The organism is Bradyrhizobium sp. (assembly GCF_016213215.1).
GTDB lineage: Bacteria > Pseudomonadota > Alphaproteobacteria > Rhizobiales > Xanthobacteraceae > Bradyrhizobium.
Window position 1 is genome coordinate 13,650 of record NZ_JACRAW010000010.1, and the last position, 13,989, is coordinate 27,638.

Genomic DNA, 13,989 nt, shown 5'->3' on the forward strand with positions numbered 1-13,989 from the left:
TCACTGCATCGTCATTGACCTGCTCCGCGCCGGCCTCGCACAGGCCATTTCTGCCGCGAATCCGAGGCGGCCTTTGCAACCGAAATGAGGCGCCGGGAAAAGACTTTCGCTCCAGTTCGACTTGCACCGCGAAGCGGACCTTGCGAGCCAGATCGTCTGGCTGCCGTGAGGCAGGCAGAAAACGCATGTGGCGCCCAATCCGCTCCGGTTGGGCCTTCCTAACCAGAGATTGCATCGCGTGGAAGTTTACCACCTCTTATTCATTCTGACCTAGCGTTCGGACCAAGCCTGGAAGCGGCGCTTCCGGGCGGCCTGGGAATTGGAATCGAGTATTGGATTTGGGGCAGGGCGGAATGTCGGAAGCTGTCGGGGCGCGGGCCAAGGGCTTGAAACTTCCCACCTTGCGGTTCCGCGCCAAGATTATCGTCGGCTTTGCCGTGGTCCTTGCCATTTCGGCGACCAGCCTTGGGATTGCTTATCTCGGGTTTGAACGCGTCTCGGCAGGAGTCGGCTTGTACCGGGACAGCGTTTCCGAAGCCGACGTCGCCCGCAATATCGATCGCGAGTTGATCTCCTACCGGTCGGCGGTGCGATATTACGTGCTCACTGGCAAGGAGGAGGACGCTCAGGCGGCCCTGGATGCCGAAGCCAGCCTGAAAAAGGCGATCGACGCTGCGGTCAAGGGCACCAGGAACCCCGCTCGGCTCGAAGGCGTGAACCGCCTCGCCAGGGAGTTCGGCCATTTCGCCGGGACCTTTGCCCAGATCCTGAAGGACAAACGGGACAGCGCGCAGGTCGTGCAGAATCAGCTGTCGCGCAATGCCAACCTCCTGAAGTACAAGCTCGACGACATCGGCAACAACGCCTCGGACGCCGAGCAGCAGTCCATCGAGTTCGGCACCAAGCAGGTCAATACCCAGTTCCAGGCGGTCACCGCGCTCGCCAACAATTTCGTCGTCAATTCCGACCAGTCGGTTGCCGCCTCCGCCCTGGCGCGTATGAAGTTCGTCGAGAACCTGCTGGGCACAATGTCCTCGTCGGACGAAAAGATCGTGACGGGGTTGAAGGACGCCAAGGCGCTGTTGAACGAATATCGGCAGGCGCTCGAGAAGCTCGTTGCCAATGCCAAGACCGTCGAGGAGCTTGTCAAGGAGATGAACGGCGCGGCCGGCGCCATCATGCAGGGCGCGGGCGCGATGAAGGCGGACCTCGTGTCCGACCAGCAGCGGCTTGATGCGGAATCGGATGCGATCATCATCGATACCGAACGGCTCATCATCATGCTCGCGGTCGGCGTCGTCTTGCTCGGCGGTGTCCTGGCCGTGCTGCTCGGGACCGGCATCTCGCGGCCGATGATCGCGATGTGCAAGGCGATGCGGGAACTCGCGGCCGGCAATTTCGATGTCATGCTGCCGGGACTCGGCCGCCAGGACGAGCTCGGCGAGATGGCCAACGCCGTCGGTGAATTCAAGATGCAGGCGATCGCGAAAGCGGAGCGGGAAGCGGCGGCGCACGAGGCGCAGGGCAAGGAGGCCGCAGCCGCCCGCCGCGCCGAGCTCATCCGCTTTGCGGATGATTTCGAGACCGCGGTCGGCTCCATCGTGTCAAACGTGTCCGCTTCGGCGGTGCAGCTTGAAACGGCGGCTTCGACGCTGACACGGACGGCGGAAACGACCCAGAGCCTGTCCAGGCAGGTTGCCGGCGTTTCGGAGCAGGCCTCGAGCAACATGCAGTCGGTCGCCACCGCCACGGAAGAACTCTCCGCCTCTGTCGACGAGATCGGGCGGCAGGTGCGGGACTCCAGCTGCATTGCCGAGGCCGCTGTCGCGCAGGCGAAGGAGACCGACGAGCGCATAGGCAGGCTGTCTCGCGCCGCCCAGCAGATAGGCGACGTCGTCAAGTTGATCACGGCGATTGCCGAGCAGACCAACCTGTTGGCGCTGAACGCCACCATCGAGGCGGCGCGTGCCGGCGAAGCCGGCCGCGGCTTTGCGGTGGTTGCGAGCGAGGTCAAGTCGCTGGCCGGCCAGACCGCCAAGGCAACGGACGAAATCTCCTCGCACATCGCGGGAATGCAGGGCGCGACCGTGGAATCGGTCGCGGCGATCAAGGAGATCGGCGCGACCATTGAACGTATTTCGACCATCTCTGCCTCGATCGCAAGCGCGGTCGAGCAGCAGGGCGCCGCGACACAGGAGATCGCCCGCAGCGTTCAGAGCGCGGCGCAGGGCACGCAGGCGGCCGCCACCGACATCGGCCACGTCAACCGCGGCGCGGCCGAGACCGGTACGGCTTCGGAGGAAGTGCTGCATTCGGCGAAGACGCTGTCGACCGAAAGCACGCGCCTGCACGCCGAACTCGAACGTTTCATGGCCAATATCCGCGCCGCCTAATTCCCTTGTCGTCATTCCCGCCCGAACGCACGCCTTAATTCAACCTTCGCGCGTTCAAGGCGGGCGCGCCGGGTCTTGGGCAAATTCTTGCCGGCGCGGTTGATGTAGAACGTCAGCATCGACAGCGCCGATCGATAGGCAGATGTCTTGCGTCGCGAACTCTGCTCGGCGGAGCGCTTCAGGGAAGCCGCGATTTGCTTCGGGCTCGGCAGCGTGAACACACCTCGCCGTAAATCGAGCGCGTCGCTTTCCCTCGTCACCCGCTGCGACCAGCGCCTCGGTGAGCTCCTTTTTGTTTTTACGGAAGGTCTGCGGGACTCGGCGTGCCGCGCGGTTGCCGGCTTCTTCCTCCCTTTTCGCGCCGAGGTTTTGCGGGAGCGGGAGGCTTTTCTGGTTGCAGCCATGCTCAACTCCTTGTGGCTGCGGCGGAAACCGCTCGCCGGGCAGTCCGGTTCCAAAAGGAACCGGGGCCCGTCCACCTGCGTTGTCGCACCGGCAGGTGTCATCGACCACGAGGTCGTTATCGCCCGGATGCGAACGCGCCGGGGACATTTCCGCATTGGTCCAATGTAATGGAATTGCAGCACAATCCAGCACGGGATCATGACGCGGCGGTTTCCATCTCGGCAGCACGAGCCGGCGCCCGCATCATCGAGACCAGCATTCCCTCGCGTCTCGATGCGCTCCCCTGGGGCGGCTTTCACACTCGCGTCGTGCTGGCGCTCGGCATCACCTGGATCCTCGACGGACTGGAGGTGACGCTCGCAGGCACATTGTCGGGCGCGCTGAAGGAAAGTCCAGCGCTCCGCTTCTCCAATCTCGACCTCGGCATTGCCAACAGCGCCTATCTTGCCGGCGCCGTGCTCGGCGCGCTCGGCTTCGGCTGGCTCACCGATCGCATCGGGCGCAGGAAATTGTTCTTCATCACTCTCGCGCTTTATCTCTCGGCGACTGCGGCAACGGCGCTGTCCTGGAGCGTTGCAAGCTACGCGGCCTTCCGCTTTCTCACCGGGGCCGGGATCGGCGGCGAATACACCGCGATTAATTCAACCATCCAGGAACTGGTGCCGGCGCGCTATCGCGGCTGGACCGATCTGGTCATCAACGGCAGCTTCTGGATCGGCGCGGCCCTCGGCGCGGCCAGCGCCATCGTCCTGCTCGATCCGGCGTTGCTGGCTCCCGACCTCGGCTGGCGCATTGCCTATTTCATCGGTGCCGCCCTCGGCCTGATCGTGTTCGTGATGCGGATGTGGATTCCGGAAAGCCCTCGCTGGCTGATGATTCACGGCCGTCCCGACGAAGCCCATGCGATCGTCGCCAGCATCGAGCGCTCTGTGATCGGACACGAGCACGACGTGCGCGTGCAAGCATACCCCAGGATTCGGCTCAAAATGCGCCATCACACGCCGCTTGCAGAAGTCATGCACACCCTGCTCGTCTCCTATCGCGGGCGCGCATTGGTGGGGTTGGTGCTGATGAGTGCTCAGGCCTTTTTCTACAACGCGATCTTCTTCACCTTTGCGCTGGTGCTGACCGACTTCTACGGCATCAGCGCCGACCACGTCGGCTGGTACATTCTGCCTTTCGCGGCTGGCAACTTCCTGGGGCCGCTGCTGCTCGGCCGACTTTTCGACACCTTGGGCCGTCGCGCCATGATCGTCTTTACGTACGGCGCTTCGGGTCTGCTGCTTGCGCTGTCCGGCTACTTGTTTTCGATCGGGGTGTTGAGCGCCCAGGGGCAGACCATCGCCTGGATGGTGATCTTCTTCTTCGCCTCGCCCGCCGCCAGCGCCGCCTATCTCACCGTGAGCGAGAACTTCCCGTTGGAGGTGCGGGCGCTGTCGATTGCGGTGTTCTATGCGGTGGGCACCGGAGTCGGGGGCGTGGTCGGGCCGGTCCTGTTCGGGGCGCTGATCGACACCGGATCGCGCAATAGTGTCTTTGCCGGCTACCTGCTCGGCTCGGTGCTGATGATTACGGCAGCCGCCGTTGCCTGGCGCCATGCCGTCGCGGCGGAGCGAAAACCGCTCGAACATGTTGCACAGCCGCTCGCCATAGTGGAGTAGAATGCAATGAGTCAGGATCTCTTGGAAGCGACCTTGGACGAACAGTTCCCGCCGGAACAGGAAGAGACACCGGAATTCGTCCCGGTGCCTCATGCGCTGGTGCCGCATTTGAGCGAGACGGCGATCCTGCTCGACATCGACGGCACGCTGCTCGACCTTATGCCCACGCCGCGCGAGGTGTGGGTGCCGCCCGGACTGGCCAGAACGCTCAACCGTCTGCTTCGGCGGACGTCCGGCGCGCTGGCGCTGGTAAGCGGCCGCTCGCTCAACGATATTGACCTTATTTTCGCGCCCGACCAGTTCCCGGCGGTCGGCGGCCATGGCGCCGAGATGCGCCTGGCGACCGACGCCGAGGCCGTCGACATTCACGCGCCGCCGAGGGAGAAGGAACTGAAGCGGCGCCTGGCGGCCATCGCCAAGCTCAGCCCCGGCATCCTGCTCGAAGACAAGGGCTACTCGCTCGCGCTTCATTATCGCCTGGCGCCGCATGCGGAGAACGCGATCTATGAGGCGGTGTCGCTGATCCGCGCCGACCTGCCCAACGCACCGATCGAGGTGTTGCCGGGCAAGCTGGTCTGCGAGATCAAGCATTCCGGGTTCACCAAGGCGACCGGCGTGCACGAATTGATGTCTAGGGAGCCGTTCAAGGGACGCCGTCCGCTTTTCATCGGCGACGATGTGACCGACGAAAGCGTCTTCGGCATCATGCCCGAATTCAACGGGCTCTCCTTCTCGGTGGGCCGGCGCGTGAGGGGCGTTGACGGGCACTTCGATGCGCCGCGCGACGTCAGGCAATTCCTCGCGCGGCTGCTTGACGACGAATCCGCCACCGCCGCGTCATAATCGATTGCGTGTCGCAGTTCCGGCTCACAACGTGCGGCGGAACACCTTCCGCAAGACTCGTCTGCGCATCTGAAATTTCTTTTCACGCGCGTCAAAAGTTCCGTCGCGCGCGGCCCGAATTTGGTTTCATTTGGCTGAAACGATGACTCGGAACCATATTGATGAACGCCAGTTAAACGGGACGGAATAACGGGAGGGGACGACCTGTGAAGCTCGTCGTCGTTTCAAATCGCCTCGCGCGCAGCAAGACAACCGAACCCATGACGGGAGGTCTTGCTGCCGCGCTGCTCCCGGTGGTGGAGCATTCCGGAGCAATCTGGGTGGGGTCCTCGGGGAGGGTTCGCGAGGGTCAGCAGAAGGAACCATTCGCGGAGATCGAAGCGCTTGGTGCCGGCGCGCTGGCGCTGCTCGACCTGCCCTCGGCGCACTACGGCGGCTATTACGAAGGCTTCGCCAATTCGGCGCTGTGGCCGGCGCTGCATTCGCGCACGGACCTGATCCGCGTGCAGCAGGACGATTACCTGTCCTATCGCGAGGTCAACGCCTTCATGGCGCGCGCGCTCTTGCGGTTTCGCAAGCCGGACACCGCGTTCTGGGTGCAGGACTATCACTTCCTGGCGTTAGGGGCCGAGTTGCGCCAGCTCGGCGTGACCGAACCGATCGGCTTCTTCCTGCACACGCCGTGGCCCGCACTCGCGGTCGTCGAAGGCGTCCCGCATCATCGCGAACTGATCGAGGCGATGCTCGCCTTCGATCTGATCGGCTTCCAGACTCGCGAAGACTGCGACAATTTCCTCGCCTATGTGCAATCGGAGCTCGGGCTTGCGGTGAAGGGCGGGTGCGTCACTTCTCACCACGGCCGGACGCGACTGGCCGTTTTCCCCATCGGCATCGACGCGGACCTGTTCGCGCAGTACGCGGCGAAGGCCGCGTCGCATCCTGACGTGTCGCGGCTGCGGCGCAGCCTGCACGGCGAGAAGCTTGCGATCGGCGTCGACCGGCTCGACTATTCCAAGGGGCTGATCAACCGCATCAGCGCGTTCGACCGGCTGTGGACCATGCAGCCCGCCCTCGCTCGAACCGTGTCGCTGCTCCAGATCGCAACGCCCTCGCGCGGCGCAATCGAGGCCTACGGCAACCTGCAGAACGAGGTCGCGAGACTCGTCAGCGACGTCAACGGGCGCCACGGGGAGGCGGACTGGACCCCGATCCGCTATCTCAACAAGGGCTACAGTCAGTCGGTGCTGGCCGGGCTTTATCGAACCGCGCAGATCGGCGTCGTGACGCCGCTGCATGACGGCATGAACCTGGTGGCGAAGGAATACGTGGCGGCGCAGAACCCGGCCGATCCGGGCGTCCTGGTGCTGTCGAAATTTGCCGGCGCCGCCAAGGAGCTCGATACCGCGCTGCTGGTCAACCCTCACGACATCGACAGCATGGCGCGCGCGATCGGAATTGCGGTTTCGATGCCGCTGGTCGAGCGTCGCATGCGCTGGGAAGCGATGATGAAGAAGCTTCGCGCCCACACCATCCAGCACTGGTTTGCCGAGTTTGTCGAGGCGCTCGAGGAGTGCCGGTCCGAGCGGTCGGCCCTGGAGGCGCCGGTCCCCGAGCCGCTGCGCTGGCTGCGCTCGGCCATTTCCGGGGCGGGGCTCACATTGAGGTCGTAACGCAAGCGCCGGCGCGGGCTGCAGTGACCGATGGACCTGCAGCCGAGGCCGTGCGCGAGGCCGTCCGTTTCAGTAACAGTAGGACACGCCGTCGAGGATGGCGCAACGCGTCTTGTTGGGATCGTTGAGCGGCACCGCGCCATTGCCATCGCCGACGAACACGCCTTGGCCGACATGCACCGAGGATTTGTTGCCGATGATCACGCTCTGATGGGGCGAAGAGCTGGATCGCGTGCCATCGGCCCAGATGATAGCCTCGCCTAGCAGCACGCCGCGCCGTCCGTCATTGCAGGTGACGTCGATGCCCTGGCGGGTGCAGACCGGTGCCGCTGCGGGCTGCGCCGCGGCAACGGCGACCCAGGCGGACAAGAGGCTGAGGGCGAAGATGGATCGAAAGATGGTCATGGCCTTTGGCTTTCCCTGCCGTGAATCGTCGCGCGACAAGGCTACCCGGTTCAGCGCAAAGCCGAAAAAGGCGCTCTGGTCTGCCGCGAATTGTCCTTGAAAGACAAAGTTTTAAGGAAATTTCGGCGGACCGTTCCGCATACCCTTGCAAAATCCGCCCCGGCCCTTCAAGAGAGGGGCCTTCGGAGAGATGGCCGAGTGGCTTAAGGCGCACGCTTGGAAAGCGTGTGTGCGGGAAACCGTACCGTGGGTTCGAATCCCACTCTCTCCGCCACTCTTAAACGGTAACCAGCTAGTATGTTGCGGCAGGTCCCCAGATTCGTCCCCGGCTCGGGAGTTTTCTAGTCGCGACCATCCCAGAGCAGGTATGGATAGAACGCATGGGGCAACCAATGCATAGCGGTTATTTGCCAAACCTGAACGGGCTGCGCACGATCAGCGTCCTCGTTGTGATGCTGCAACACGCAACAACGGTTCAGCGAGAGTTTGGCGGGTATATCGATCGCGAATGGCTGTGGATTTCCGGCAGGTTCGGCGTCATCATTTTTTTCTGCATCAGCGGAATATTGATTACCTACCTGCTCGATAGAGAAATTGCGGCAAACGGAGCGATCGATCTCAGACGCTTTTACATTCGGCGGATCGCACGAATTTGGCCGCTGTATTTTCTGGTCACGATTCCAGCCTTGGTGCTGAATTGGCTTGTTGAGGGGGCCAGCTTCTACCAGCAAATGAATTTCTGGGACTATTTCTTTATCATCCTCGTGCTCCCCGGCTACGCAGACCGTCCGCTCTTTATGGGACAGACGTGGAGCATTGCCGTGGAAGAGAGCTTTTACCTGCTCTATCCCTTGATGATGCGGAGGTTTGGCAAAATATCCTTGATAGTTGCTCTGGCCGCCGTTGTTTTTGCGGACGAGTTCTTTACGCTTACTGGTCGGGTGACCTGCCATTTCGTGACATGCGGCAGCTTCATCCGATTCAACTGGTCGCCGATCTTTTACAGCACCATTGCCGTCGGCTGCCTAACCTATCTGATCTACAGCCTTAATATTCATCGTCTCAACGCTTTTCTGTTTTCTCCGGCACTCCAGTGTGCGGCACTCGCCGCCGTGGTGATGGTAATCACCGCCGCCATCACAACTGGCAAGGAGCGGTATTTCGACCTCCGGTGGGACGCGCTCGCCTTCTCAATTGTAATCCTCAATGCCGCGTTCAACAAAAATTCGATTTTGCAGATAGAAAACAGCCTGACCAGATTTCTAGGCGAAATTTCCTATGGAATGTACATGTTGCACGTTTACTGTATCTGTCTTGCCCTGATGATCTGCTGGATCTTCTTTAAGGGCGATACCTTCCCCTTCCAGAATCTTATCGTGAGCGTGCTCACGGTGGCATTCACGATTATCGCCGCGAAGCTAACGCTCGACCACGTCGAAAACCCGATAAGAGTGTGGGCACGAAAGCTATCGCGAGGGCCGCAGAATTTTGGTTCTGTGCAGAATGCTCATCTGCGCGGTTCCGATTGAAGCGCTTCCGCGCTGGCCGAGTTCTTCCGGCAACCGCAGTCGAGCGGCAGGGTCTGCATGAACGACGGGGAGAACGAGTCGGGTTAAATTCGGGCGGCTTTTGTCAGTCTTGCTCTGTCAGTCTTGCTGTCCCGCGGCCTGCCTGGCTGCGGTTCGGCTCCTTCCATGCTCAAGCATACGTACAAAGCGAGCGTCCGTATGACGCCCTTCATACTCTTCGTCGATGCTCCGCAGCAGTTCGTCGCCCTTCTTCGGCTCTATCGCCAGCAGAATTGCATCGATCTTGGCCTCCATTCGATCATCGCCCTCCTTCGATTGCGGAGAACCGACGTGCAAGAGGATGGCGAGACCCCCGACCTGCCACACCAATTGCAGGAATTCGGACTGCCAATTTTCAAGCGTATCCCGCATCATCTGCACGGTATAGCCGCCGATCTCGATTGGCTGTTGGAGCGCCCGTTGCTCGTCCACATAGGCGAACCAGCCAAATATCCAGTGCCCCGTCAGCGTGATAATGAACAGGGCCGCCGTGACCCATGCGAAACCGTATCGTGTCCAGATTGATCTGCGCTTCATGTCAATGCCTCCTGTTGCGCATCGGCCACGGACGCCCCCCGTTCCAATGCGCGCTCATCGGGCGAGTTCCAGCCGGTTCAGGCCGAGGAGATCATCGGGCTGGCAGGTGGTGGTGCCTTCCCGCAGCCAACCAAGGGTGCCAAGTTCCCGGTGCCTATTCAGGCTTGCGTTGCATATATGAACGCTGGCCGAGAGCGCTGGCGGGCCGGCGCGCTGCGTCCATGAATGCTGTGAGGTAAGAATGCCTGATCGCTGTTGTGGCACCGAAAGGCAAGTCGAACTGGAAGGCGTCGCGGCTGAAGTTTGCAACAAAGACACTTGCTGCTCGGGCGGCGTTCCGATCTTTGACGGGCTCGATCGTCGCTATAAGCGCATGCTTTGGATCGTGATCGGCATTAACGGCGTGATGTTCCTGACTGAAATGCTGGCGGGCCATCTTGCAGGTTCTCAGGCCTTGAAAGCCGATGCCCTGGACTTTCTCGGCGATACTCTCACCTACGGGTTGAGCTTGGCGGTGATCGGAGCCGGTCTCAGAGCCCGGGCCACGGCGGCCCTCTTCAAGGGCCTGTCGCTGAGCGCGATGGCCTTGTGGGTGTTTGGTTCGACTGTCTACCAAACGCTTGTGCTGGGCTTGCCAAGAGCTGAGCTGATGGGCGGCGTTGGCCTTCTCGCCCTCGCGGCCAATCTGACATCCGTGCTGCTGCTCATGCGCTATAAGGAGGGTGACGCGAATGTCCGCTCGGTATGGCTTTGCTCGCGCAACGACGCCATCGGCAATGTCATCGTGATGATAGCATCAGTCGCCGTTTGGGGGACTGCGAGCGCCTGGCCTGACTTGGCGGTGGCCGGGGTGATGGCGGCAATCTTCCTTACGTCGTCAGTCCAGATTCTGAAACAGGCCTGGACGGAGTTCTTCCAGCGCACAACGGTTCGCGTCTGATCCCGGATCGATGTACCGGGCCAAGGCTCGCCCCGAGGATTGCCAGCGCCGCCGCTGGCTCTTGCGCTGAGTCTGGCGAATGCGCGCCCCCTGTTGCCGCCTCTCGTCTGGATCGCCTATTTGCCGGTGTTCATTTAGGCCCTACAGCAACACCCATCAGGTAGTCGGGCAACCACGTGGCGATACTTGGGAAAATAGAGAGGATGACGATGCAGACAATCATCATCATGACATAGGGCACTGAGCCCCACAGCACCGTCTTGGTGGGCACATCCGGCGCTATGGCGTTGACCACGAACAGGTTCAGCCCGACCGGCGGGGTTATAAGCCCGATTTCCATGTTGATGGTCACTATGACGCCGAACCAGACCGGGTCGAAACCGGCGGCCGTAATAATCGGCAGCAGGATCGGTGCGGTCATCAGTATGATTCCGGCGGGCGGAATGAAGCAGCCGCACACCAGCAGGAAGACGTTGATGAGTGCCATCAGCACCCAGGGATTGAGCTGCGCCTCAGCAATGGCCTGCGCCAGCGTCTGGGTGATGTAGAGCGAGGTCAGCATATAGCCGAACAGCACGGCGGCCGCGATGATCATCAGGATCATCACCGACTCGCGCGTGGTCGAGCGCAGTATTTGCCACCAGGCCGTTGGGCTCCACAAGCGGTAGATCAACATCGCCATAAGGACGCAGAGCGCGGCGCCGACGCCTGCCGCTTCCGACGGCGTCGCAATGCCGCCGTACAGCACGTACATCACTCCGATCACGATCACCAGGAAGGGCGCAATCTTCGGAATCGATTCAAACTTCTGGCGCCAGGTGAAACGGAATCCCGCCTCGTAAGCACGGAAGCCTTTGTACCAGATGTAGGCCAGCGTCCACAGCATGAAGAGGCCGGTCAGCAACAAGCCCGGCAGCACCCCGGCCAGGAACAGCCGACCGATGGAGGTCTCGGTCGCGATGCCGTACAGGATGAAAGTGATCGACGGCGGGATCAGGATGCCGAGCGTGCCACCGGCGCAGATCGAACCCGTTGCCACTTCGTCCGGGTAACCACGCGCGCGCATCTCCGGTATGCCCATCTTGCCTATGGCGGCGCAGGTGGCAGGCGAGGAGCCAGTCAGGGCCGCGAACAGGGCGCAAGCGCCGATGTTGGAAATCACCAGCCCACCTGGCACTCGGTAAAGCCAGCGATCAAGCGCGATATAGAGATCCTTGCCGGCCGGCGACGAGCCGATCGCCGCCCCCATCATGATGAACATCGGAATGGAGACGAGCGTGAAATCATTCAAGCCCGAATAGAGCGTCTCCGCCGCAACCTGCAGCGAATCGACGCCCTGGAACAGCACCAGGAAGGCGACGCCGACGGCGCCGAGCGCAAAGGCGACCGGCGCGCCGGTCAGAAGAACCAGCACCGTGGCGATGAGCACGAGGATGCCTTGAGCAGACGGGCTCATATGCCAACTCCCGGAATGTTCACCTCGGTCCCGCTCTCCGGCAAGCTGACGTCGACGGAGCGCTCCTTAACCTCCAGGCCGAACGGCGGCTCGCGGCCGGTCAGCAGATTGAGCAGATCGGCGACATACTGCAACGTGAGGATCCCCAGGCCCACCGGCATGGCACCATAGGGAATCCACAGCCGGGCGCGCCACATCGTATCGGACACCCAGCCGCCCTCGTAGGCATCGTACCAGAATTGATAGGTGAGCACGGTCATTAACATGCAAAAGACCAGCGAGACCGTGATCGCGCAAATGGCGAGCCAGTAACGCGCTCGTTCGCCCACATAGATCGGCAGCACATCCACGTTCACGTGGCCCTTGGTCAACAACACATAGGGCGCGCCGATGAAGGTGGCCGCAATCAGGCTATAGGTGACGAAATCGGTCTGCCAGATCGTGTTCTCGTTGAGCACATAGCGGATGAACACCATCTGGCAGACAATGATCACCGCGACCGCCGTCAGGGCGGAAGCGAAAATCCCGCAGGCTTGCGATACAAGCGTTACAAGTCGATTGAGAATGTTCATCCGTTCCCCGCTCCTGTGAGAGCAAAGAGACCGGCCGGCGAACGGCCGGCCGATCCCGTCGAAGGACCGTTACTTGACCGCCAGCGCCTCTTCGATCAGCTTCTTGCCGTCGGGCACTTCCTTGGCGAACTCGGCGTAGGAGCTCTTTTGTGCCACGTCGATCCAGGCCTGGTACTCAGCCGTCGACAGGGTGACGACTTCGACCTTGTTGTCCTGGAAGGTCTTGACCATCTTTTCGTCGAGACCCTTGCTCTCCTTCGCGAAGTATTCCTCCGACTTCTTGCCGGCCTTGAGCAGTACGTCCTGTTGCTGCTTGTTGAGCTTGTTGAACGCCTTCTTCGACATCAGGACCGGCTCGTACATGAACCACAGCGCATTTTCGCCCGGAGCGGTGATGCACTTGACCTGCTCGTAGATGCGGAACGAGACGAAGCTGCCGGTCGAGGTATCGGTGGCCTCCGCGACGCCCGTCTGCAGCGCGTTATAGACTTCGTTGGACGGGATTGAGACAATCGAAGCGCCTGCGGCCTGCCACATGGCCGCGAACGTTGGGCCGGCGGAGCGGATCTTCACGCCCTTGATATCTTCCGGCTTGCGGACGCAGCCTTTCTTGGAGGCCACAGCGCCGGCGAGCCACGCATCGGCGAGCACGATGACGCCGGCCTTCTCGATCTTGGCCTTGATATCCTTCATGAATGGCGAATTCGCGAGGCGCGCGGCGCGATCATGGCTGCGCACGAGGCCCGGCATCAGAGTGGCACCGAAGGCACGCACCTTTCCGCTGGCGTAATCAAGCGGGAAGGACGAAATGTCGAGTTGGCCGTTGACCATGGCGTTCCACTGGTCGTTGGGCTTGAATAGCGAGGCGCCCGGATAGACTTGGATCTCGAGGCCGACATTGGCGGCCTTGGCTTCCTTGGCGATGATCTGCACCATCTCATCACGCGGATCACCTTTGCCGCCCGGGAATTGGTGAGAGGCTTTCAGCGTCACTTGCGCTTGAGCCGGCGCCAACAGCAGGATGGCCGCCGTCGCCGTAGCGAACAATACTATCGATACATTCTTCATCTTATGTTTCCTCCTCCATATGATCTCTTCTGGCGCGGCCGATATACCGCTGCATCTGTTCGGCCGAACGATAGCCAAAATCGCTCACAGCATCAAAGCCCCTCGCTTCTATAACTGCATGCAACCGTTATATTATTCGGGGTATGGGCAGCGTCGATCGATGACCGTATGACGACGTGACCGTGGGATCAACAAGCGTTTTCTAAAGGTCTTGAACCATCAAGCGTGCCTTTCTCGTCGGCACCTATCAGTCGAGGACAGCCAGCGACATCCGCCGCCAGAATAGCCGTTAGTCGCCGCGCCAGACGCACACCCCCGGCTCGGGAAATTGAATGCCTGTACACCAATATAATGCCTGTAGACCAATATAATGAGCGGAAACGAAATCCCGATCCGGGTGGTCTCAACTGGCCCGCGCCTGTGGTGCAAGCCGACCAGCGAAGCTGGTGTCTTCCTCCACAGCGTTCTACG

Annotated in this window: 12 protein-coding genes and 1 tRNA gene; 7 read left to right on the forward strand and 6 right to left on the reverse strand. The window is 61.4% G+C overall.

Going from position 1 to position 13,989, the window contains the following annotated elements:
• The first annotated feature begins 353 nt into the window (after nt 1-353).
• Nucleotides 354-2,393, forward strand: coding sequence for a methyl-accepting chemotaxis protein (locus HY852_RS03120; RefSeq protein WP_291602517.1), 2,040 nt, complete (start codon nt 354-356; stop codon nt 2,391-2,393).
• Nucleotides 2,394-2,404: 11 nt separating this feature from the next.
• Here HY852_RS03120 and HY852_RS03125 read toward each other — a convergent pair whose 3' ends face one another.
• Nucleotides 2,405-2,797, reverse strand: a complete 393-nt coding sequence (locus tag HY852_RS03125; RefSeq protein WP_291602608.1) for a DUF3175 domain-containing protein — start codon at nt 2,795-2,797, stop codon at nt 2,405-2,407.
• Between the two features lie 168 nt (nt 2,798-2,965).
• Between HY852_RS03125 and HY852_RS03130 the strand changes: the two genes are divergently transcribed.
• From HY852_RS03130 to HY852_RS03140, 3 genes are all read left to right on the forward strand, one after another.
• A complete protein-coding gene (locus HY852_RS03130; RefSeq protein WP_291602520.1) occupies nt 2,966-4,459 on the forward strand; it encodes an MFS transporter in 1,494 nt (497 codons plus the stop codon).
• Between the two features lie 6 nt (nt 4,460-4,465).
• Nucleotides 4,466-5,302: a trehalose-phosphatase gene (otsB, locus tag HY852_RS03135; RefSeq protein WP_291602521.1), complete on the forward strand. Its 837-nt coding sequence runs from the start codon at nt 4,466-4,468 to the stop codon at nt 5,300-5,302.
• A gap of 206 nt (nt 5,303-5,508) precedes the next feature.
• A complete protein-coding gene (locus HY852_RS03140; RefSeq protein ID WP_291602522.1) occupies nt 5,509-6,972 on the forward strand; it encodes a trehalose-6-phosphate synthase in 1,464 nt (487 codons plus the stop codon).
• A gap of 69 nt (nt 6,973-7,041) precedes the next feature.
• Here HY852_RS03140 and HY852_RS03145 read toward each other — a convergent pair whose 3' ends face one another.
• The gene (locus HY852_RS03145) at nt 7,042-7,377 is read right to left on the reverse strand and encodes a hypothetical protein (protein ID WP_291602524.1); all 336 of its coding nucleotides are present in this window, start codon (nt 7,375-7,377) and stop codon (nt 7,042-7,044) included.
• A gap of 184 nt (nt 7,378-7,561) precedes the next feature.
• Between HY852_RS03145 and HY852_RS03150 the strand changes: the two genes are divergently transcribed.
• Both HY852_RS03150 and HY852_RS03155 read left to right on the forward strand, forming a co-directional pair.
• A tRNA-Ser gene (locus tag HY852_RS03150) sits at nt 7,562-7,651 on the forward strand.
• A 106-nt stretch (nt 7,652-7,757) separates the two neighbouring features.
• On the forward strand, nt 7,758-8,906 hold the full coding sequence (locus tag HY852_RS03155) for an acyltransferase (protein ID WP_291602526.1): 1,149 nt from the start codon (nt 7,758-7,760) through the stop codon (nt 8,904-8,906).
• A gap of 117 nt (nt 8,907-9,023) precedes the next feature.
• Here HY852_RS03155 and HY852_RS03160 read toward each other — a convergent pair whose 3' ends face one another.
• Nucleotides 9,024-9,482 (reverse strand): DUF6766 family protein, encoded by a 459-nt coding sequence (locus HY852_RS03160; protein WP_291602527.1) that lies wholly within the window; start codon nt 9,480-9,482, stop codon nt 9,024-9,026.
• 241 nt (nt 9,483-9,723) lie between these two features.
• Here HY852_RS03160 and HY852_RS03165 point away from each other — a divergent pair, with 241 nt between their 5' ends.
• Nucleotides 9,724-10,422 carry a cation transporter gene (locus tag HY852_RS03165; RefSeq protein ID WP_291602530.1) on the forward strand — a complete coding sequence of 233 codons (699 nt, stop codon included), beginning with the start codon at nt 9,724-9,726 and terminating at the stop codon, nt 10,420-10,422.
• A 130-nt stretch (nt 10,423-10,552) separates the two neighbouring features.
• Here the strand turns inward: HY852_RS03165 and HY852_RS03170 are convergent, their stop codons facing one another.
• The 3 genes from HY852_RS03170 to dctP all read right to left on the reverse strand — a co-directional run bounded on the left by HY852_RS03170 (nt 10,553) and on the right by dctP (nt 13,518).
• Nucleotides 10,553-11,878, reverse strand: a complete 1,326-nt coding sequence (locus tag HY852_RS03170) for a TRAP transporter large permease (protein WP_291602532.1) — start codon at nt 11,876-11,878, stop codon at nt 10,553-10,555.
• Nucleotides 11,875-12,450 (reverse strand): TRAP transporter small permease, encoded by a 576-nt coding sequence (locus HY852_RS03175; protein WP_291602535.1) that lies wholly within the window; start codon nt 12,448-12,450, stop codon nt 11,875-11,877. Before HY852_RS03175 ends, HY852_RS03170 begins: the two co-directional genes overlap by 4 nt.
• A gap of 69 nt (nt 12,451-12,519) precedes the next feature.
• Nucleotides 12,520-13,518, reverse strand: a complete 999-nt coding sequence (dctP, locus tag HY852_RS03180) for a TRAP transporter substrate-binding protein DctP (protein WP_291602537.1) — start codon at nt 13,516-13,518, stop codon at nt 12,520-12,522.
• Between the last annotated feature and the right edge of the window lie 471 nt (nt 13,519-13,989).

Coding starts and splice junctions, on each gene's coding strand:
- HY852_RS03120 (WP_291602517.1), top strand. CDS start 354: ATGTCGGAAGCTGTCGGGGCGCGGGCCAAGGGCTTGAAACTTCCCACC.
- HY852_RS03125 (WP_291602608.1), bottom strand. CDS start 2,797: ATGGCTGCAACCAGAAAAGCCTCCCGCTCCCGCAAAACCTCGGCGCGA.
- HY852_RS03130 (WP_291602520.1), top strand. CDS start 2,966: ATGGAATTGCAGCACAATCCAGCACGGGATCATGACGCGGCGGTTTCC.
- otsB (WP_291602521.1), top strand. CDS start 4,466: ATGAGTCAGGATCTCTTGGAAGCGACCTTGGACGAACAGTTCCCGCCG.
- HY852_RS03145 (WP_291602524.1), bottom strand. CDS start 7,377: ATGACCATCTTTCGATCCATCTTCGCCCTCAGCCTCTTGTCCGCCTGG.
- HY852_RS03155 (WP_291602526.1), top strand. CDS start 7,758: ATGGGGCAACCAATGCATAGCGGTTATTTGCCAAACCTGAACGGGCTG.
- HY852_RS03160 (WP_291602527.1), bottom strand. CDS start 9,482: ATGAAGCGCAGATCAATCTGGACACGATACGGTTTCGCATGGGTCACG.
- HY852_RS03165 (WP_291602530.1), top strand. CDS start 9,724: ATGCCTGATCGCTGTTGTGGCACCGAAAGGCAAGTCGAACTGGAAGGC.
- HY852_RS03170 (WP_291602532.1), bottom strand. CDS start 11,878: ATGAGCCCGTCTGCTCAAGGCATCCTCGTGCTCATCGCCACGGTGCTG.
- HY852_RS03175 (WP_291602535.1), bottom strand. CDS start 12,450: ATGAACATTCTCAATCGACTTGTAACGCTTGTATCGCAAGCCTGCGGG.
- dctP (WP_291602537.1), bottom strand. CDS start 13,518: ATGAAGAATGTATCGATAGTATTGTTCGCTACGGCGACGGCGGCCATC.